The following is a 20,297-nucleotide window of genomic DNA, read 5'->3' as shown; positions in this document are numbered from 1 at the left end:
AACGTTACACCTCTTCCTCGATAAGTTCCAGTACATCATACAGCTTATCATAGTCCTCCGCCGCGAGGCTGTACAGACTGCCGGCGTCATCCTGCAGATCAGCGGACACAGCGTTCCCTTCCGTCTCGAAGCGGAAGACGCCCTCCAGCAGCCGCCGGACCGCATCCGCACGCCCCTCCGCCTTCAGCTGCTGCAGCAGCTCGAAATCGCGGATGCCGCGCTGCAGCCACTTGTAGCGCAGCGAGAGGAGCGGCCGGCCCAGCTTGCCCGGATAGACAAAATTGGTCTCGCCAGCCGGCCAGTGCGACGGCCGGTAGGCGATCCGCTCCAGCGGCCGGTCGGGCCATACCGTATAGTTCCAGCGGAGAAACCCGTCCAGGCCCAGCCTCTCGACCAGCCACGGGATCGTCCGCGACTCGATGGCCGGCGACCGCAAGAACGTATTGGGACGGGCCGGACTGTTGCACACATAATACAGCAAGCGGCCCGGCAGCGACGGACGGGCTGCCTGCAGAGCACTCCAGTCCCGCAGCGCGCAGTCCAGCTTCGGCACGCAATCGTACATCCCCTCCACAGGATGCTGCAGGAACTCCGCATGATTGATGGCGATTTTGTACCGGAAGTCGGGCACCAGGTCCCGCAACGCCTCCAGACGGGCATGGAACAGAGATAGATCGGACGGCTCGTCGGCCATGATCCGCACCTTCTCCATCCATCCCCGCTCCCGCAGATGCTCGGCCAGCCGCAGGATGTACCGCTCGATGCCCGCCCGGTCGCGCACGAAGCGGTACGTGCCGCTGGCTTCATCGTAATACCGCAGCCGGATTCCGTCAGGGTAGTCCGAGGCGACCGGACCGTATACGCCATCCGGCGTCTGCCAGATGCCGAGCAGGCCGAACAGCTCGATCTCCGCATCGATGCCGTGGCGGCTTGCCATAGCGATGTAACGGTCCATAACCGTATAGTCGTCCCTGAATACGCCGTCTCTCCCCCGCCGCAGACCGATCATGCTGTACTCGAACAGGTCCGACGGCTCCGCGTCGATATGCGAGGACTGGCCGGACCACGGAATCTCCGACACGATGACCGTTGCGGCCTTTTGCCCCAGCTGACCGAGACTGCAGAGATAGGTGTCCATCACAGCAAAGTGCGCCTCCGACCACAGCTCCACCTCATACTTGCGTGCGAGGTTGGCATTGTGCTGCCACAGGTCAAGATAGAAACGGTTGGAGGCCGCTGGCGGCAGCGTGCGGGAGAGCACCTTGAGCGTAAAGGTCAGCTCCGCGACTTTCCGCTCATCCTCGAACACGGTCCGGCTGCAGAGCGTAATCCGGCCCTTGTACATCCCCGGCGGCGCTTCCGCCGCCACAGGCAGCTCGATCCACACTTGCTGCAGCCGGCGGGGCTCCACATGCACATAGCTCTCATCCAGCAGCAGGTCCGCTTTGCGGCGGCCATCGTCATCCGCCATCAGGCCGATCAGCCGCAGCTCCGGACCGATCCCGCACGGTCCATCCCAATCCACCGATACCCGGACGACCGGCAGCGGGCCGCCCTTCCAGAACAGCGCATCGCCGCTGACAGTCAGCAGGAAGGGAGACAGGGCGCCGGCGACGAGCTGCAGCGCCGCCGATTCGCCCCGGCAGCAGATCAGATCGAGATGGCGGGAAGTACAGTCCTGCTCCATCTGATCCCAGAAGTTGACGCCATGGCTGTACTTGTAGAACATCGGCTGCAGCCCCGCTTGCAGTCCGAACGCTTGCTCATCTGCGCCTGCAAGCTCCTCTTTATTCATCAGCGTATCGACTCCCTTGAACAGATTCATCCTTTGACGGCGCCGATCATGACGCCTTTGACAAAGTACTTCTGCAGGAACGGGTACAGGAACAGGATCGGCAGCGTAGCCACGATAATCGTCGCATACTTGATCGTCTCCGCCACCGGCATCCGGTCGCCCCCGCCCACGCCCGTCATCATGCTCTCCGTATCATTCTGGATCAGGATCTCCCGCAGGATGAGCTGGAGCGGGAACAGCTCGCGGTCGCGCAGATAGATCAGCGCATCGAACCACTTGTTCCAATGCCAGACGCCGTAGAACAGCACCATAACCGCGATGACCGGCAGCGACAGCGGGATGATGACCCGCATCAGGATCGTCAGATCATTTGCCCCGTCGATCCTCGCCGACTCCTCCAGCGCAGGCGGCACGGCCTGGAAGGAGGTGCGCATGATGATCAGATTCCACGTCGTCATGGCGCTCGGGATGATGAGCGCCCACCGGGTGTCGAGCAGGCCCAGGTTGAGCATCAGGATATACTTGGGGATCAGCCCGCCGTCAAAAAACATCGTCAGGACGATCAGCAGCATGATCGTCGTCCCCCACATCACGTTGCGCCGGGACAGGCCGTACGCGCCCAGAGCCGTCATGACGAGATTGAGCGTCGTGCCTACCAGCACATAGAATATCGTGTTGACATAGCCGGTGATGATATTGGGGTTCTGGAACACCATCTTGTAGGATTCCAGCGAGAAGCCCTTGGGCCACAGCAGAATCCCCCGGTGCTGCACAAAGGCGCCGGAGTCGCTGACCGAGGCGAAGAGCACATAGATAAACGGATACAGCGTAACAACCGAAAGCAGAATCAGAATAAGGATGTTGGAGACGTCGAACAGCCGCTCGGCGACCGATTTGTGATAATGCATCTACTCTTCCCTCCTACAGCAGCCTGGTGTCGCTGAAACGCCGGCTCAGATAATTGGCTGCGAAGAGCAGCGCGCAGTTGATGACCGAGTTGAACAGACCGACGGCGGCACTGAAGCTGTAATTGGCCTCCAGGATGCCTTTCCGGTATACATAGGTGCCGATCACGTCAGCCGTCTCGTAAGTCATCGGATTGTACATGAGCAGGATCTTCTCGTCCTGCAGCGCCATCAGGGCGCCGATCCGCAGGATGAAGAGGATGATGATCGTCGGCATGATGCCCGGCAGCGTGATGCTGAGCACCTGGCGGAGACGGCCGGCGCCATCGACGCGGGCGGCCTCATAGAGCGACTGGTCGATGTTCGACATTGCCGCCAGATAGATGATCGAGCCCCAGCCGATGCCCTGCCAGACTGCCGATGAGGTGTACAGGAACCGGAACCAGTCCGGCAGTCTCAGAAACGAGAGCGGCTGGCCGCCAAAATAAACGATCAGTTGGTTGATCAGCCCGTCCATGGACAAGAAGTCCACCATCATGCCGACGACGACCACGACCGAGATGAAGTGCGGCAGATAGGTAATCGACTGGACCGTCCGCTTGAAGATGCGATTGCGCACTTCATTGAGCAGCAGCGCCAGCACGATGGAGGCCGGGAAGACGAAGATCAGATCGTACAAGCCGAGCAGCACTGTGTTGACGATCACCCGCTCGAAGAAGAAGCTGGAGAAGAACGCCTGGAAATGATCCAGCCCCGTCCAGGGACTGCCAGCGATGCCGAGACCGGCGGAGAAGTTCTTGAATGCCATCTGGATCCCGTACATCGGTCCGTAATGGAACACGGCGTAAAAGGCGACCACCGGCAGCAGCATCAGATAAATCAGCTTGTTTCTGCGGAAGTCCCGGACGACCCGGCTGCCAAAAGACGGCTCGCGGCGGGCTTCCGACCGGGTGGATGATGGGGTCTGCACCGAACAGCCCTCCTTTTGGATTGATATGCAAACGTGCCAAGCAGAAGCTCCGCCCGGCACGCTGCTGGCAAGGTACTATTCGCGGCTGTTGAAACGGTCGAGCCCGGCCTGCTGGATCTGGATTGCCTCTTCGATGCCCATGCCGCGGAGCGTATCCGCGAATTTGTCGAAGTTGTCCAGCGGCTCTACGCCCATGATGAATTTGTTGACCATCTCGTCGTAATACGTCTTCACATCGTTCATGATCGACGCATAACGGGAGCTCTCCTCGGCGGTCGGCGACAAGGTCGGCATCCACCGCTCATTGTCCGCCTCCATCCAGGTCGTGATCGCCTCCTGCTGCGCCGGGAGCGCAGAATATTGCTCCATGTAACGGCGGTCCTGGACGAATGGCCCCGAGTAGTTGGCCAGCATATACTTGGCCATCGCCTGCGTGATCGGCAGCTCCGGGTTGTTCATGACCTCGTCCGTGTAGGTCGGATAACCGTCGACGAGCTCATAGCTGACGCCTTCGATTCCGAAGTTGAACAGCATATGCCCTTCCTCGCCGTAGTTGTAGTCCAGCCATTTGACCGTCGCTTCCGGGTTCGGATTGCTGGCGGTGATCGCCGCACCGATGCCGCTGAACGGCGCTTCCTTCTGTCCGAGCAGCGGGCGGTCGCCCTTGTTCAGCACAACATTGGGAGCCCCTGTGAGTGCGAATTCGGGGTGGCTATCCTTCATCAGATCGGCATAGCGTCCGATGCTGCTGCCCGTATAGCCGACGAATGCCCCCAACTGATTATTGGTTACTTTGGCATCCTTCAGCTTGCCGTCGGTAGCCGCGTAGTCCGCGTCGATCAGCCCTTCCGCATACCACTTGTTCATCGTTGCCAGGTATTCCTTGAACTCCGGCTGGGTCGGTCCGTAATGAACCTCGCCGTCCACTTGGTAGAACGTATCCGTGATGCCCCATGCTCCGACAAACGCCTGGTTCAGCGCCGTCATGCCGACATCGATCAGGAGCGGGATCTCATCCGGCTGCCCGTTGCCGTTGGGATCGCCGGTCTTGATCGCCTGGAGGACCTCGTACCATTCGTCGATCGTCTCCGGTACGCTCAGCTGCAGGCTGTCCAGCCAGTCCTGGCGCAGGATCAGTCCGTTATAGGTCAACAGATAATCGTCGCCGCGGATGAACGGGAAGACATAGATGTTGCCGTCATCCGTCGTCACCAGCTTGCGGTATTCGGGATGCTCGTCCAGCAGCTTGCTCAGGTTCGGCGCGTGCGCTTCGATCAGCTCGTTGAGCCGGATGATCGTTCCGTCCGCAATCGCTTTGTCCGGGCCGCCGGCGACCCCGGACCAGTTGTGCTGGATGACATCCGGCAGATTGCCCGAGGAGACCATCAGGTTGAAAGCGTCGGCTTCCTGGCCTTGCGGCGGATGCTGGAAGCTGACCTTCGTGCCGGTCGCCTTCTCGATCTCCTGGTAGGCGGCGATCTCGGCAGCGCTTTTCATCGTAGCCGAGACGTTGGCGTTGAGCGGCACCCAATACGTCAGCTCGCCGGGGTAGCCGATCTCGGCGGTGGTCCCGGTGTTGTCCGGACCCGGACTCGCCGGCTCATTGGCTCCGGCCGGCTCATTGGTAGCGTTGCCCGAGCAAGCCGAGAGCAGCAACGCCATAACGCCGGTCAGGATGATGCTTGTCTTGCTTTTCGCGTACAGTGTTTTCAATTTCGTGACGCCTCCTTTAATGCTGTCTGTGGATTCGCATCGACCGCAGGCCCCGCCGGATGCAGCCGGCAGGTCCGCTGTCCTGTTGCCAGTGTAGCCCCTGCCCTGCCAGCCGGTATATCGACCAATGACAAGATGGATAGACCGGATTTAAGATCGGCCATAGACGATTTTTATGATCGATGCAGCTCTTTATATTTGCCGGGCGTGATGCCCTCGTATTTTTTGAACATCCGGATGAAACCGATATTGCTCGCATAGCCGACCTCGGCGGCGATCGCCGTGATCGTGTGCTCCTGTCCCTCCAGCAGCCGCTTGGCGTGCGCCAGCCGGATCTGCGCCAGATAGTCCGTCAGATTGATCCCGGCCTGCTTCTTGAAGAACGAGGACAAGTACTGCGGCGTGATATGGAAATGCTCGGCGATCGACACCAGGCTCAGCATTGGATCGGTATAATGTTGTCTGATAAATTGCTGCATCCGCTCCAGCATTACTGTCGCGGGGTCCTCTCGCTGGTCGCTGACATGGCGGCAGACCTGCTCGTAGAGACTGACGACCTCGCGGTGGAGCTCCTCGACCGTACCCGCTTCCAGGGTCCGCGCCAGCGGCGCTTGCGAATCTCCGAAGACCGTCTCGTAATCCAGTCCCAGCGTATTAAGCAGCTTGAACAGCGTGCTCAGCAGGTTGGAGAAGAGCAGCTTGCCGAGCTCGGGCGTCGTCTGCCGGCTCTCGAAATTGTTGCGGTACAGCTCGCCGATCACCTCGACCGCCTTGGCCGCATTGCCGCTTTTCGTGGCATTAATCAGTTGCACCTCGGTTTCCAGCGGGAAATCATAGACGATACCGGAGGTGCGCTTCACCTGCTCATAGAGCAGCGGACCCGTCGTGCGGGAGAAGATGGAGTAATCCAGTGCTTTGAGACTTTCCTGATAGCCTGTTCCGATGGCAGCCAAGCCGCTATGCAGCTCGCTGACGCCGACGCTGGTCACGGTCTTGAAACGTGTCCCGATCACCTGCATCAGGTCTTCCGCCCAGGCATAATACTGCTCCTTGGTCGTCGTCTTGGGCAGATTGAGGATGACGGCGATCCGGTCCTTGTCCATCTCCACCGAATAGGAGACGGTGGTTGTCATCTCCTCCGCCACCTTGCCGACTACGAACCGCACGAGCGCCCACTCGCTCTCGGTGTCGTCCCGCATGAAGCCGCTGGCGTCGGTAAGCCGGATCATCAGGATACCGAACAGGGGATGCTCGAAATGAATGCCCATAAAGGCAAGGGTGTCGGCATCCAGCTCCTCCGGATCGATATGTCCCTTGAGCAGCCGGGAGAGAAAGTTGGAGCGGATCACCGGCGTCTGCTTCACCAGTTGGCCCTCAAGCTCCACCTGCTTGTCAAAAGAGTGCATGACCGACGACTTGATATAATCGTATTCGTCGAGATACTGCCGCTCCGCCTCCGGCCGCCGGCTGCCGATCGAGGCGATGATCTCCTTGATCGGCCGGTAAGCGCGGTAGCTCATAAGGCTGCAGACGACGCCTCCCGCGATCAGACAGATCAGCAGCATCTGCAGCGCCTTCACCTTGACGAGGTTAACCTTCTCCCAGAACACCTCTGCCGGGACGACGGAGACGTACTCCCACCCGCTCTGGGCCGAGACGGCCGAGACCGTGATCATCCCCGCCTCGTGCGCCATATCCTCGGTAACCGCGCTGCGTGCATCGCCGCTGCTCATCAGCACCTGGCCCTGCGCATCCTTGATGAAGAGAGAGCCGTTGTTCACCTTGATGATCTCGGCCATCATCTGCTGGATCTGGCCCTCGCGGATCAGGATGACGAGGGCGCCGGACGGGTCATCCCGCTCGCCGGCCGGCAGCGACTGGACATAGGAGAGGACGCGCTCCTCCGTGTAGCCGCCGGCAAGCCGATCCGCAGGCAGATAATAACCGGCATGACGACGCTCCAGCACCTCCCCGCGCCAGGTATCGTAGGACATGTTCGCGTAGCCGTAGATATCCGAGTAGAACAAGCCGCTATTGGTGCTCATGGTGGGCGTCAGCACCGTATCGCTCTCCTTGAAGTACACATAGAAGTCATGAATAAACGTATTGACATTGCGGTACCGCTCCAGCTCTTTCTTGAAGGCTACGAACGCATACGATTCCGCCCCGCTGAGCGGGCGCTCCTGTCGCAGCAGGGAGGGCAGCTGCGGGTGCGTGTAGATATGTCTCGACAACTGGCCCATCTCCTCCAAGCGGCTGTCGACAACCTGCTTCACCTGCTCGATCAACGCCTTGTTGGCGCTGGTCGCGTTGTCCATCATGATCGTCTCGATCTGGTTGTACAGCCCGAGGGCAATCCCCACGGGCAGCAGCAGCACCATGACATAAGAAAACATCAGCGTGGCGAAGACCCCCATACGATTGAAAAAACGGACTCGCTTGCGTTTGACCGGACGCATCTTTCTCTCTCCCCTTTCGTAAGACTGAACCTGCCGCAATGGGACGTTAGTAAAGGAGAGTAATTCCTCTTAGAGGCCGTTATATCCTCTGGCGGATCGACTAAAAACAGGGATTTCTTAAATTAAATTAACCGACCTTTAATTTGGACTATGGCATGAAATCCAGACAGGGCCTGGCTTTGCGCTTCCAGCCGGGCTTCCGGCCGATGATATGCTCCGGGGGAGGCTGCGGACAAGGCACAGGACTGGACAAGCTTAAAATCGGTATATGCGCCACGAGAACCGATACTGGGCCGGGGGACTGGCAGGTTCTATAATGGGAGGGCAATCGATCCACATCATGCGTTAGGGGAGATGACTCAATGATGCAATGGAAACGTTTTATTGCCGGCCTGCTGGCAACGTTCATGCTGGCCGGACTGCTGCCGGGCATGGGAGAAGTACAGGCCCAGACGGCTGGAGGGAATCTGCTGGTTAACGGCGGATTCGAGCAGACGGGCGACGGCGACGGCTGGCTGAACCGGCTCGCGCCGGCCGCCACGAGCGTATGGCGGGCCAGCGGCAATCCGCAGTTCGCGCTCGACGAAGCCGTCTCGCACACCGGTACATATGCTGCGCGGATCCACGGCGAGACCGTCAGCCGGGGCGCCGTCATCCAGGAGACGAACGCGATGGCGATCGGCCAGCCGTATCTCGTCAGCGGCTGGATCAAGACGGAGGATGTAGCGAACCTCGCGCTCGTCCGCATCCAGTACCGCCGCTCCGGCACGAGCATCAATGTCGAGGCGGCACGGCAGAACGGCACCCGGGACTGGACCTACTTCAGCCGGGTCATCGTGCTGCCGGAGACGACGGACAATCCGGACGCCCCGCTCGTCAAGCTGGAGGCCTTCCTGGAGAGCTCTACGGGGACGGTCTGGTTCGACGACCTGGCCATCGAGCCGCATATCCCGCTGGAGAGTATCGCTCTGTCGCCTGAGCAGCTGGAGCTCTCCTCCGGCGACAGCAGGCAGCTGGACGTGTCCTTCACGCCGCCGGATGCCACGAGCAGGGCACTGCTCTGGAGCTCCTCCGACGAGACTGTCGCCCGCGTGGACAGCTCCGGGCGGATCGATGCCGCCGCTGCCGGGTGGGCCCGGATCTCCGCGCAGGCCGTGGAGACCGGCCAGGTGAGGACGGCGCTCGTCAGCGTCGATCCGGCGCTGACGCTATCCGTACACCCTTACGCTGGCGACGTCGCAGAAAACGGCGAGCTTCAGGGCCAGCTGCTGGCCGAAGACAGCGACGGCGCAGCGCCAGCCTTTGCGGTGGCGCAGGAGCCGGGACACGGCACGCTCACCCTGCAGCCGAACGGCGCCTTTACTTACTATCCGGCGCGCGGCTTTGCCGGCCCGGACACCTTCGTCTTCGCGGCACATATCGGCACCGGCGGGCCACGCTTCGGTACCGCCCGCATCGAGGTCCATCCGGACGAACGGGCGCCTGTACTGGACCTGCTCTGGTATTCGACGGACAAGGACACACCGCTCCACGAGACGCTCGGCCATGTACTCGAGCCGGAGGCGGAGGCGCTCCAGTGGGAGACCCTTCGCGAGCCGGAGGGCAGCCTGTCGCTGCAGCCGGATGGCGCTTTCACTTATACGCCCCGTCCGGGGGCTGTCGGCTATGACAGCTTCGATGTGATCGCCCGCACAGGTAGCGGACAGGCCAGCGAAGGCACCGTGCGCCTGTTCGTCGTCCCGGCAGCCGACGATTTCACAGACCGTCTGGCCGCTGAAGCAACCGGCCATCCACGCTTGCTCGCGGACGCGGACGATTTTGCGGCGCTGCGCGGGCTGATCGGCGAAGACCGGTACGTCACGGAGTGGCTGGAGCTGCTGCGGTCGCGGACCGAGCCGCTCATGACGCTGCCGCCTTATCCCTATGTCGCGAACGGCGGCAACTCCGGACGCATCCGGGAGCTGCTCACCCAGACCGCTCTCCTGTACCAGCTGACCGGCGAGCAGCGCTACGCCGAGCGGGCGATCGCGGAGCTGACCTCCGTCGCCGATTTTGCCGACTGGGGCGGCCGGCACAACAATATGCTGTCGCTGGTCGATACGACGTTCGGCGTAGCGATCGCCTATGACTGGCTGTATGAGGTCATGACGCCCGGCCTGCGCGCGACCGTGGAGGACGCCATCCTGACCCGCTCCTTCAGCCATGCCCAGGCCTGGTACGACGGCGAGTTCCGTCACAACGGCGAATACAACAACATCAACCTTGTCGACAACGGGATCTTCTCGGTAGCCGCGCTTGCGCTCCTGGGCGAGAACGAGACCGTGACGGCAGCTGCGGCCGGCGTGCTGCAGGGCGCCTACCACAAGCTGCAGCAGACGCTCCGTTTTTACGGGGACGACGGCTCATGGCCGGAGGGGCCGCATTACTGGCATTTCGGCGCGCAATATCTGACCTTCATGAAAGCTTCGATGCACAAAGCGCTGGGGACCGACTACGGACTCGCGGCGCTGCCGGGCATCCGGGCATCGGGCGCTTATCCGCAGTATCTGCTGGGACCGGGCGGCTTCTTCAATTTCTACGACGGCGATATCAATATGGCGCAGCCCCAATCGCTCTGGCTGGCCGACCATTACGGCGAACCCGACTATGGCTGGCATATCGGCGAGCTGTACCGGAGGGAGGGCGTATTCGCGCCGATGTACCTGCCGCTGTACAAGCCCGGCATGCTCGATACGCAGCCGGCGGGCGACCTGGATCGCGCCTTCCCCGATGTCGCCGCCTTCACGATGCGCAGCGCCTGGGGCGATCCGCTCGCTTCGTATGCAGCGATGAAGGGCTTTAACGACACGATGGTCAGCCACGTCGATATGGATGCCGGCACCTTCGTATTGGACGGCCTGGGCCAGCGGTGGGCGCTCGATCTCGGCAACGAGAGCTACAACCTGCCGGGCTTCTGGGATAATGCTCATACCCGGTGGACCTATTACCGCAAAGGGGCGCAGGGGCATAATCTGATGGTGATCAACCCTGCACGCAATCCGGTTCATATGCAGGACTACCGGGCCACCGCGCCGATCGTGCGCAGCGAGTCCAAGCCGCGCGGTTCGCTGGGCATCCTCGATCTGACCGCCCGCTATCCGATGGATGCCGTCTCCTACAAGCGGGGCATGATGCTGACGGGCGATCGCGACCAGTTCATCCTCCAGGATGAGCTGCAGCTCAAGCTGCCTTCGGAGCTGTACTGGTTCATGCATACACGGGCTTCCATCTCGATTATCGAGGATGGACAGGCTGCCCTGCTGGAGCAGGAGGACAAGAAGCTGTACGTCAAGCTGCTGGAGGCTCCTGCGGGCGCCGCATTTTCCGTCATGGCGGCAGAGTCGCTGCCAGGCACGCCCAATCCGCCGGGGCAGACGGCCAATCACGGCGTTCGCAAATTGGCCGTGCATATGGACGGCGTGCAGGAAGGCAGCCTGGCGGTCTGGATGGTGCCGCTGCATGCGGAGGAGCCGCTGCCGGAGACCCCCCCTGCCTATGTGCCGCTGGACCAGTGGCAGCTCCCGGACGGCGAACCGGCGCCGCAGCCTGCGCGGGCGCTGCTTGCATCGATCCGCATCGATGGCGAGCCGCTGGCAGGCTTCGATCCGGACCGCACCTATTATGAGGTCGCCGTACCTTACGAAGACACCGCAGTCCCTCGGGTGGAGGCGGACGCCGCCTACGACGTCACCGTCACGGACGCTGCCGGGGTTCCCGGCCGCGCGACAGTTCGCGTAAGCGACCCTGGACGCCCGGGCAGCGAGAACGTCTACACGATCCTGTTCACACGCGCCCCGTATATCGGCGACCTGCCGGAGATCAACCGCTTGGCGGTCGCTGACGTCACCGCCAGCGCCGTGCCGGAGGCGGCGCAGGGCAACACGCCGGACAAGACGCTCGATCGCGATCTGGCTACCCGGTGGGCTGCCGAGGGCTCGCAGTGGATCCAGTACGATCTGGGCGAGTCCCGCGAGATCGGGTCCGTCTCCGTGGCCCTGTTCAACGGCCATACGCGATCGACCTACTTTGCCATCGAAGTATCCGATGATGGGCAGCAATGGCAGACGGCACGCGCCGATATCGTCAGCTCTGGGCTGACGAGCGAGCCGGAGCTGTATGCCTTCGAACCGGTTGCCGCCCGGTATGTCAGACTCCAGATGCGCGGCAACACGGCCAACAACTGGAACAGCGTGACCGAGGTCGGCCTCTTCCGGCCGTCGCCGCTGCTGCTGCGGCTCGAAGCCCCGGCTCGGCTCTCTGCGGGTGAGCGCCGGACGCTGAGCGCCGTATGGCATTATGCCGACGGCCGCACCGAGACAGCCGGGCAGGTCACTTACAGCAGCAGTGAACCGGAGGTGCTGAGCGTGACGGCGGAAGGCGCGGTTCACGCCCGCAAGCCCGGTACGGCAGAGATTCGGGGCGCAGACGCCGTCTATGGATTGGAGCATGCGGCGAGCGTCGGTGTCGAGGCAGGCTCGCCCCCGGGCAATCCATGGCTTCCTGTCCCTGATCCGCCTGCCGGCCCACCCGCTGCTTCGCCGGGCGAAGAGCCTGCGGAGCATAGCCGCCTCACGATTGCCAGCGACCAGCTGCAGGCAGCTGACGGGAGGCTGGCGGTGCAGGCAGCGGGCCATACCCGAGTGGATTTCACGGCAGACACGTTCGCGCAGCTCGCAGGTGCGTCCGGCTTGCAGCTGCAAGATGAGGGGTACCGGCTGCTGATCCCCGCCGCTGTATGGCAGGAACTGCTGGCGCTGCTTCCTCAAGATGCCGATCCCCAGACCGCGCTGCTGACCGTGATCATGGAACCGCTGGCTGCCGACCTGGCATCCGCTTGGCTTGCGGCTGCCGGCGAACGCCATCATGCCAGCCTGACGAACGCCGGACCGCTCTGGCGGATCAGCCTGCAGGCATCAGTCGGTGATGAGGTTTACCCGCTCACCGAGTCGCCCGAGCCGCTGCAGCTGAGTCTGCCGGAAGCCGCCTCGTCGGCCCTGACCGGCCTATACTACACAGATGCCCGCGGCGAGCTGCACTATGCAGGCGGACTCGCCGCCGGGGGCTGGTGGTCCGCCGAGCTGAGGCAGCTCTTCACGGCACGCGACAACGGCCCCGGCGGCTACGGGCTGCTGACCTATGACAAGCAGTTCGCGGATCTGCCGGCTGCCCACTGGGCCAGCGATGCCGTGAAGCAGCTGGCGGCGCGCCACATCATCACCGGCACCTCGCCGGCCGCCTTCGAGCCGGGGCGACCGGTATCCCGCGCCGAATACACGGCGATGCTCGTCCGGGCACTCGGCCTGGAGCCGAGGAGCGACGGGACGACCGCATTTGAAGACGTCCCGAGCTCCGACTGGTACGCCGCACCGGTGGCTGCCGCGGTCGAGGCCGGGCTTGTGCAGGGCGTGCAGCCGGGCGCCTTTGCCCCGCACGCGCCGATCACCCGCGAGCAAGCGGCCGTCATCGCCGTGCGCGCCTATGATCGGTTGGCAGGCGCTAGCTCGTCCAGTACGGCAATAGAGGGGCAGGATGAACCTGGCGGGTTTGGCGGGCTCGATGGGCTCGATGGGCTTGATGGGCTTGATGGGCTTGATGGGCTTGATGGGCTTGATGGGCTTGATGGGCTTGATGGGCTTGATGGGCTTGATGGGCTTGATGGGCTTGATGGGCTTGATGGGCTTGGCAGGCTGAACAGCCTGCCGGTCGGCGATAGTACGTCTACGCAATATACCGATGCGGCGGCGATCTCGCCTTGGGCGGTATACAGCGTCGGACGCGCCGCCGAGCTCGGGCTGATGTTGGGCAAGAACGGCGGGCGGTTCGCCCCCGGGGAGGAGCTCACGCGCGCCGAAGCCGCGCAGCTTCTGGTGCGGCTAGGCGAAGCGTTCGCTTGGCAACTTTCTTAAAACTCCCTTTTAGAAATGCTCAGAAAGCCAACTTGACGGAAACAGCCCGGGGAGACTACTAGCAGATTGTTGGGGGAGGCTGCCCTGTTTGCTAAGTGCTGCTCGCCGTAGCTCTCCTCCCTACAACGGGGTGATAAGGGCAATAATACATCTATTTCGTGCCGAGCATCCGACATTCATATCCGCAAGTGCAAAAGTACATTTAACACCTTTGATATTTCCAGTTTAATTCCAAATTCACATGAATCAGTTGCACTATTCAGGCTGTTGAAAAAAGAAAGCCTACAGTCACGGATCGATCTTCCAATCGCTGTTGTCCCCAGATTTCTTGATTTTATACCCCTTTTAGGGGTGAAATCCGGGGACTCACACGCTTTCTGCAAGAAAGCGACTTCGTAAGCATAAGCTTCGCTTCTCCAGATTCGATTCCGTGCCTCTCCGGCCATTTTTCAACAGCCTGACTTTTGCCCTTATTCTCGCTTATCAGACTGATATTTATATTAGCAAGTGTATTTCTGCCCTTGTTGAGGGTACGCCGCTGGGTGCGGAATCGATTTAGTTTTCAACAGTCCGGTTGCGCTTACCGTGGTGGAAAGCTGACTTGATGTCATACGACGATAGTGGGATGCATGAACCCGGCGTTCTGCAGGGGGTTGTCCGAACCTGATACTCCTTTAACCGCCTATAAGAAACGGCCCTGCAGGTTGTCCGACCTGCAGGGCCGTTTGCTGTGGAGAACCGATAGCTGCTTCACAGGGCGAGAATCATTCGTCGTTCATTACCGGCAGCACGCTGATATCCTCCGGCAGCTCAACCATGTACAGATTGGCATAGCCGTTCTTGTCGCTAGTGAAGAGGATCCGCTTTCCGTCAGGGAAGAAAAACTCGTGCCCGGTCTTTGCGGCAGGCTCCAGCCGCTCGCGGATCTTCCACGCCATGCCATGCCTTCCCTGAGGTCCAATCCCCAGATCCGGCGATCGACCAGATGCCACGGGCCTTCGTGACAGAAGGTGATCAGCCACGGCACTGCCGGGGAGGCATTAATATGCGTTATGAAGCAGTGCGCCTTGTAACAGGTCATCACATAGCGCCCGTCTGACGTGCAGCTCATATTGCCGATGCCGAAGCCTTCGGGGGCAGAGGTATGACGCGTTCGGATCATAAAAAAAGGGATTGCAGATAAACTAAAAAGAAATATTACCTCCGGCGATAAGTTCAATAAAAAGTTCTGTGCACCCTCCAATTAACTTTTTGCCCACCGAATAGTTGTAGTGTTGCACAAAGTAAATATGACACGGAGGTAGTAAAATGAAAAAATCTGTATTTTTGGCAGGTTTGATTTCCCTGAGTCTAATGGCTTCCACTGCTTTTGCCGCACCTGAAATTCAAGGCAAAAACGAACCACCACCTGTTGAAGTAGAAGCAGAAGGTACTACTGAGAGCAATTCCGTTAAGGAAGACGAAAAGAACAATGGCTCTAAAGGTCTTCAAAATGCATATGAAAACGTCAAGGATAAACCCGCAGGCGTACGCATTGCAGAGTTGCTAAAAACAAAATATAACATTGATGTAAACGCTGACACTAATTTAGCTACACTTGCTACTACATTGGAAAAGGAAGGCGAACTAGAAGCCGCAGCAGAAGTGCAAGCTGAAGTTGTCTCGCAGGATCCTGCCAATATTGAAGAATATAAGAAACTTAGCAAAATCAAAATAAAGCTTGGCGATAAAAAAGTGAAGGTTTATGTAAATGGCAAAGCGCTCGGTACTGAAGTATCTCCCGTTATTGAGAGTGGACGCACGCTAGTTCCGTTCCGCGCAATCTCCGAGTCGCTGGACGCCGTAGTCACTTATGATAATGTTTCAAAAACGGTGATCGTTACGCGTGATGGTGTCGTGGTCACGCTTACGCTAGGCAGCAATATCGCTACCATTAATGGGAAAACCGTTACACTTGACGTGGCCGGGAAGGTTAAAAACAATAGAGTATTCGTACCATTACGTTTTCTGAGCGAAGCACTGAACACCAATGTAACATGGGATACAGATACCACCAGCGCTATTATCATCGATAAAAACACAGAAGCTTGATTATCTGAGTATGTTAACTGATTTTAAAAAAACAGCCATCTATATTCTCATGAATAGGGATGGCTGTTTTTGCATTTGATTTCCCGGTTTAGTACAGAAAGGCGGATTTGACGCGGTTTTTGAGTTGGGGAATCGACAGCTTTTTAAAATGCTACACCTCGCTGGTCGAGCCCCTCGATAAGGTCGAGCCGGTCGATACGGTCGAGTCACTCCATAAGGTCGAGCCGGTCGATACGGTCGGCATCGGCTCGGCGGGCAGCCGGGAAGCCAGCATATGACTGGCCGGGTAAGGGCGTCCCGCCTTCTCCTGGATGTAAGAAGCAGCCGCCAGCAGCTGCTCCAGATCGACGCCCGTGGTCACCCCCATCGCGTGCAGGCAGTGCACGAGGTCTTCGCTGGCAAGGTTGCCGCTCGCTCCCGGCGCATAGGGACAGCCGCCCAGCCCGCCTGCCGCGGCATCAAAGCGGGTGATGCCCATCTCCATCGAGACAAGCACATTGGCCAGCGCCATCCCCCGCGTATTGTGGAAATGTAGCGCCAGTACGTCTGCTGGATAACGCGCCAGCAAGTAAGCCAGCACCGTCTCCACCTGCCTGGGGTTGGCCACGCCGATCGTATCGCCGAGCGAGATCTCGCTCACCCCCATCTCTAGATAAGCCTCGATGATACGGCAGACGTCGCTCAGCGAGACAGGTCCCTCGAAGGGACAGCCGAACACCGTCGAGATGTAGCCGCGAACCGTGCGCCCGGCCTGCAGTGCGCCCTCCGCCACTGCTCGCAGCTGGGGCAGCGTCTGGGCGACCGACTTGTTGACATTGCTGCGGTTATGCGTCTCGCTGACGGAGAGGAAGACGGCCGCTTCGTCGATGCCCGCTGCCAGCGCATATTGTAGCCCCTTCGTATTGGGGACGAGCGCCGCGTACGTGACGCCCGGCCTGCGAGCGATGCCGCTCATCACTGCCGCGGCATCGGATAGCTGCGGGATCCATCTCGGACTGACGAATGACGTCGCCTCGATATACGTATGGCCTGCCGCCGCCAGCTGATCGATCCAGCCGATCTTGTCGGCGGTCGGGACGGGCTTGGCTTCATTCTGGAGGCCATCGCGGGGACCGACCTCTCGTAGTTGGATCTGTGTCGGCAGCTTCATCTTGTCGGCACGCTCCCTGCTCTCTCCTCGGCCTTATCCAGCGCGCGCACCACGCCGCGAGCGACCAGCTCCTCGATCGCCTGCTCCGTCCGGCCCAGTCTGCGCAGGATCGCTCGCGTATGCTCCCCGAGCATCGGCGGCGGGCTCTGCACCTGCACCTCGCTATCCGAATACGTGATCGGCGTGCGGATGACCGGAAGCTCGCCGAACACGGCATGCTCCACCTTCTGGATCAACTCATGATCGCGGACCAGATCGCTGTTCACCAGGGTGCCCACATCCCAGATCGGACCATGCAGCACCTGATGGCGCTCCAGCACCTCGCACCAGTATGCCGTCGGGTGACAGCGGAAGACGTCATCGAGCCGGGCGGTCAGCGCCTCCCGATGAGCCAGGCGGAGCGAGCGTGTCCGGTAATCGGGATGATCGGCCAGCTCGCGCTCGCCGATCGCCTCGCAGAACACCGCCCACGCCTGATCGGTCTGGGCGCCGGCCATCAGCCAGCCGTCTGCGGTCGGGAATGCCTGATAAGGCACCACCTCGGCATGCTGGCTCCCCATCGAGGTCGGCGATTCGCCGGAGGCGACGTACTGGCCGAAGCGGGTCGAGAGATTAAACACCATCGTATCGATCAGATTGAGCTGGACGCGCTCGCCCTGTCCCGTCCGCTCTCGCTTGTACAAGGCGGCGCAGATCGCGCCAAAAGCCATATATGCAGTCGAATTGTCCGCGACCGGAATGCCGGCCAGCACCGGCGCGCCGCCCGGCTCGCCAGTCATGCTCATAACGCCGCCCATGCCCTGGATGATCGGGTCCATGCCCGGTCGCCGCACATAGGCAGGCGTATCGCCAAAGGCCGAGATCGAGCAATAGATGAGTCTTGGGTTGAGCCGCTTCAACGCCTCATAGCCCAGACCCAGCCTGTCGCAAGTACCCGGCCGGTAATTCTCGATCAGGACATCCGCATCCGCGCACAGCTCGAGCGCCAGCGCGAGACCGTCCTCGTCCTTCAGATTAAGCGCTATCGATTGCTTACCGTGATTGTAGGCGGCGAACAGATAGCTCTCGCCGTCCTTGAAGCTGTTGCCGGAGCTCCGTACCTGGTCGCCCTCGAGCGGTTCGAGCTTGACGACCTCGGCGCCGAGGTCGGACAGCATATTGCCACAGTATGGAGCGACGAGCCAGTGCGCGATTTCGATGACTTTGATTCCGGTTAGCGGTCCCATACCAACACCTCCTGAAAGTTTTCCGAAGGAAAACTCGCTTCGTAAGCATTCGCTTGCATTGTAAGATCAGTCAACAGACTATGCCTCATCCCCAGCTTAATTATAGTTAAGAACAAAGTAAAATATCGATTATCGATGTTATAATAGGCATAGACTATACAGCGTGAAATCAAAGGAGGCCCGTATGAGAATCGAACAGCTTCGTTACTTCGTCGCGATAGCGCAGCTCCAATCGTTTTCGCTGGCGGCCGCCCAGCTCCACATCTCCCAGCCGAGCATCAGCCAGTCGATCAGCAATCTCGAGGAGGAGCTCGGCGTCAAATTGTTCGAGCGCTCGCGCTATGGCGCACACTTGACCAAGACGGGGGAGCAACTGGTCAAAAAAGCGCGCAATGCGCTCAATATGATCCAGGACATCTATGATGAGGCGCGAGCGGAATCCGAGTCGCTAACGGGAAGCCTGCGGATCGCCTCCATTCCGAGCATCTGCAACGCTTTTTTTAGCGAGGCGCTCTACCATTTCAAAAAACGGCATCCGCAGGTCCATATCGAGGTCAATGAGGACGGCACCCGGCAGATCATCAAGGATGTCGCTGGCGAACACGCCCATCTGGGGATCATCTCCAAGCACCCGAATGAGGAGGTGGACGGCAAGCTGGAGTTCCAGCGGATGCTTAGCGGCACCTATGTGGCCTGCATCGGCAAGCGCTCCTCCGTCCCGCTGTACAATCCGATGCCCGCAGAGATCATCGCCGGCGAACCGATCGTCACCTTCAAGTCCAACTATCGTCAGGAGGAGTATCTGCGCCAGCTGCTGAAGGTGGACAAGCTCAACGTGCTGCTCATGACCGGCTATACGGAGGCAGCCAAAAAGCTGGTCGCCGACGGCATCGCCATCGGCTTCTATCCGGACTTCTCGGTGCACAAGGACCCGTACGTGCGCTCCGGCGAGATTATCCCGGTGGAGATCGAGCACAACGATCTGATGCTCTCCTTTGGCTGGATCCGCCTCAAGAGCGCCAAGCTGACCAAGCCTGCCCAGGAGTTCGTCAAAATCCTGAAGGCCGTCATCGACGATACGCTGCCCGTCCGCGACGAATAGCTCGCCGCTGCCCCCCATAGCAGAGGGGGCGGTCCAGAAAGTCCGAGGAACATAGGCAAAGACGCTTTCATCCCCACAGCTATCGTGGTTTTGAAGGCGTCTTTGCGCAGGATTGGGGATGGACTCGGATGATCATGTAACGGTCACAGCGCTAGCCGCGCTCAAGCGGGATCCATTTGAGCACATCCTGGATCGTCTTGTCCCAGTAGGCCCAATCATGCACGCCTTCTTCCTCGTCGTAGGTGAAATCCAGCGCAGAGGCGGCGAAGGCGTCCCGCAGCGCCTTATTTTCCTCATAGAGGAAATCCCCTGTCCCGCAGCACTGGTAAAACTTCGGCTTGGGCGTCGTCCCTTCGTCGCAGCGGCGGATCAGATGGTACAGGTCATTGTCGGTGTTCTCAGCGCTCTCGTCTCCGAACACGTAGCGCAGGAATGGCGCGCCGCCGAGTTTCTCGCGGAACGCCGCCGTCGAGAAGTTCGCCGTCGACAGACCGGCGGCCGCAGCGAATTGGTCCGGCCTGGACAGCGCCCAACGGAAGGCGCCGTAGCCGCCCATGGACAGCCCCGCCACAAAGTTGTCCTCGCGAGCGTCGGAGAGCGGGAAGAAGGAGCGGGCGACGCGCGGCAGCTCCTCCGTCAGGAAGGCACCGTACCGTCCGCCGTACGCCATATCGGTGTAGAAGCTCAGCTGTACCTGCGGCATAACAACAGCCAGCCCCAGCTCGGAGACGTAACGCTCAATCGAGGTTCTCCGTGTCCAGATCGTATCGTCATCGGAGCCGCCATGCAGCAGCCAGAGCGTCGGGTGACGATCCTTGCGAGCCACGCCCGTCATGCCGACCTGGCTTTGGGTGTGCTGCGGCAGGATGACGGTCATCGCTGTACTCATGCCGAGCGACTCGGAGAAAAAATGACAATGGATTAATGCCATGTCGTACTTG

12 protein-coding genes are annotated in these 20,297 nt (G+C 60.3%); 3 read left to right on the top strand and 9 right to left on the bottom strand.

All coding sequences use genetic code 11. The annotated features are described in order from the left end of the window. Window positions 1-4: 4 nt before the first annotated feature. From ABC336_RS18470 to ABC336_RS18450, 5 genes are all read right to left on the bottom strand, one after another. Entirely contained in the window at window positions 5-1,825 is a 1,821-nt protein-coding gene (locus ABC336_RS18470) for a DUF4091 domain-containing protein (RefSeq protein WP_413240035.1), read from the bottom strand. After that, window positions 1,822-2,703 carry a carbohydrate ABC transporter permease gene (locus ABC336_RS18465; protein WP_413240034.1) on the bottom strand — a complete coding sequence of 294 codons (882 nt, stop codon included), beginning with the start codon at window positions 2,701-2,703 and terminating at the stop codon, window positions 1,822-1,824. The genes ABC336_RS18470 and ABC336_RS18465 overlap by 4 nt, the downstream gene beginning before the upstream one ends. A gap of 13 nt (window positions 2,704-2,716) precedes the next feature. Continuing rightward, on the bottom strand, window positions 2,717-3,670 hold the full coding sequence (locus ABC336_RS18460) for an ABC transporter permease (protein WP_413240033.1): 954 nt from the start codon (window positions 3,668-3,670) through the stop codon (window positions 2,717-2,719). A 75-nt stretch (window positions 3,671-3,745) separates the two neighbouring features. Continuing rightward, window positions 3,746-5,332 carry an extracellular solute-binding protein gene (locus ABC336_RS18455; protein WP_413242556.1) on the bottom strand — a complete coding sequence of 529 codons (1,587 nt, stop codon included), beginning with the start codon at window positions 5,330-5,332 and terminating at the stop codon, window positions 3,746-3,748. A gap of 224 nt (window positions 5,333-5,556) precedes the next feature. Beyond that, entirely contained in the window at window positions 5,557-7,842 is a 2,286-nt protein-coding gene (locus ABC336_RS18450; protein ID WP_413240032.1) for a helix-turn-helix domain-containing protein, read from the bottom strand. Between the two features lie 362 nt (window positions 7,843-8,204). Between ABC336_RS18450 and ABC336_RS18445 the strand changes: the two genes are divergently transcribed. Further along, window positions 8,205-13,787 carry an S-layer homology domain-containing protein gene (locus ABC336_RS18445; RefSeq protein ID WP_413240031.1) on the top strand — a complete coding sequence of 1,861 codons (5,583 nt, stop codon included), beginning with the start codon at window positions 8,205-8,207 and terminating at the stop codon, window positions 13,785-13,787. 764 nt (window positions 13,788-14,551) lie between these two features. Here the strand turns inward: ABC336_RS18445 and ABC336_RS18440 are convergent. Beyond that, window positions 14,552-14,725: a hypothetical protein gene (locus tag ABC336_RS18440; RefSeq protein ID WP_413240030.1), complete on the bottom strand. Its 174-nt coding sequence runs from the start codon at window positions 14,723-14,725 to the stop codon at window positions 14,552-14,554. 370 nt (window positions 14,726-15,095) lie between these two features. Here ABC336_RS18440 and ABC336_RS18435 point away from each other — a divergent pair, with 370 nt between their 5' ends. Next, window positions 15,096-15,878 (top strand): copper amine oxidase N-terminal domain-containing protein, encoded by a 783-nt coding sequence (locus ABC336_RS18435; protein WP_413240029.1) that lies wholly within the window; start codon window positions 15,096-15,098, stop codon window positions 15,876-15,878. A gap of 151 nt (window positions 15,879-16,029) precedes the next feature. On the opposite strand, the gene ABC336_RS18430 is transcribed toward ABC336_RS18435, so the two are convergent. Both ABC336_RS18430 and ABC336_RS18425 read right to left on the bottom strand, forming a co-directional pair. Next, window positions 16,030-17,028, bottom strand: coding sequence for a hydroxymethylglutaryl-CoA lyase (locus tag ABC336_RS18430; protein WP_413240028.1), 999 nt, complete (start codon window positions 17,026-17,028; stop codon window positions 16,030-16,032). Beyond that, a complete protein-coding gene (locus tag ABC336_RS18425; protein ID WP_413240027.1) occupies window positions 17,025-18,254 on the bottom strand; it encodes a CaiB/BaiF CoA transferase family protein in 1,230 nt (409 codons plus the stop codon). Before ABC336_RS18425 ends, ABC336_RS18430 begins: the two co-directional genes overlap by 4 nt. A gap of 184 nt (window positions 18,255-18,438) precedes the next feature. Between ABC336_RS18425 and ABC336_RS18420 the strand changes: the two genes are divergently transcribed. Then, window positions 18,439-19,356, top strand: a complete 918-nt coding sequence (locus ABC336_RS18420) for a LysR family transcriptional regulator (protein WP_413240026.1) — start codon at window positions 18,439-18,441, stop codon at window positions 19,354-19,356. Window positions 19,357-19,507: 151 nt separating this feature from the next. Here the strand turns inward: ABC336_RS18420 and ABC336_RS18415 are convergent, their stop codons facing one another. Beyond that, entirely contained in the window at window positions 19,508-20,287 is a 780-nt protein-coding gene (locus ABC336_RS18415) for an alpha/beta hydrolase (protein WP_413240025.1), read from the bottom strand. Window positions 20,288-20,297 lie beyond the last annotated feature (10 nt).

Origin of the sequence: Paenibacillus jepli (genome assembly GCF_047238105.1) — a bacterium.
Lineage (GTDB): Bacteria > Bacillota > Bacilli > Paenibacillales > Paenibacillaceae > Paenibacillus_D.
Note: the sequence above shows the minus strand (reverse complement) of the source record. Positions and strands in the feature narration are given on the sequence as shown.

Coding starts and splice junctions, on each gene's coding strand:
- ABC336_RS18470 (WP_413240035.1), bottom strand. CDS start 1,825: ATGAATCTGTTCAAGGGAGTCGATACGCTGATGAATAAAGAGGAGCTT.
- ABC336_RS18465 (WP_413240034.1), bottom strand. CDS start 2,703: ATGCATTATCACAAATCGGTCGCCGAGCGGCTGTTCGACGTCTCCAAC.
- ABC336_RS18455 (WP_413242556.1), bottom strand. CDS start 5,332: ATGGCGTTGCTGCTCTCGGCTTGCTCGGGCAACGCTACCAATGAGCCG.
- ABC336_RS18450 (WP_413240032.1), bottom strand. CDS start 7,842: ATGCGTCCGGTCAAACGCAAGCGAGTCCGTTTTTTCAATCGTATGGGG.
- ABC336_RS18445 (WP_413240031.1), top strand. CDS start 8,205: ATGATGCAATGGAAACGTTTTATTGCCGGCCTGCTGGCAACGTTCATG.
- ABC336_RS18440 (WP_413240030.1), bottom strand. CDS start 14,725: ATGGCGTGGAAGATCCGCGAGCGGCTGGAGCCTGCCGCAAAGACCGGG.
- ABC336_RS18435 (WP_413240029.1), top strand. CDS start 15,096: ATGAAAAAATCTGTATTTTTGGCAGGTTTGATTTCCCTGAGTCTAATG.
- ABC336_RS18430 (WP_413240028.1), bottom strand. CDS start 17,028: ATGAAGCTGCCGACACAGATCCAACTACGAGAGGTCGGTCCCCGCGAT.
- ABC336_RS18425 (WP_413240027.1), bottom strand. CDS start 18,254: ATGGGACCGCTAACCGGAATCAAAGTCATCGAAATCGCGCACTGGCTC.
- ABC336_RS18420 (WP_413240026.1), top strand. CDS start 18,439: ATGAGAATCGAACAGCTTCGTTACTTCGTCGCGATAGCGCAGCTCCAA.
- ABC336_RS18415 (WP_413240025.1), bottom strand. CDS start 20,287: ATGGCATTAATCCATTGTCATTTTTTCTCCGAGTCGCTCGGCATGAGT.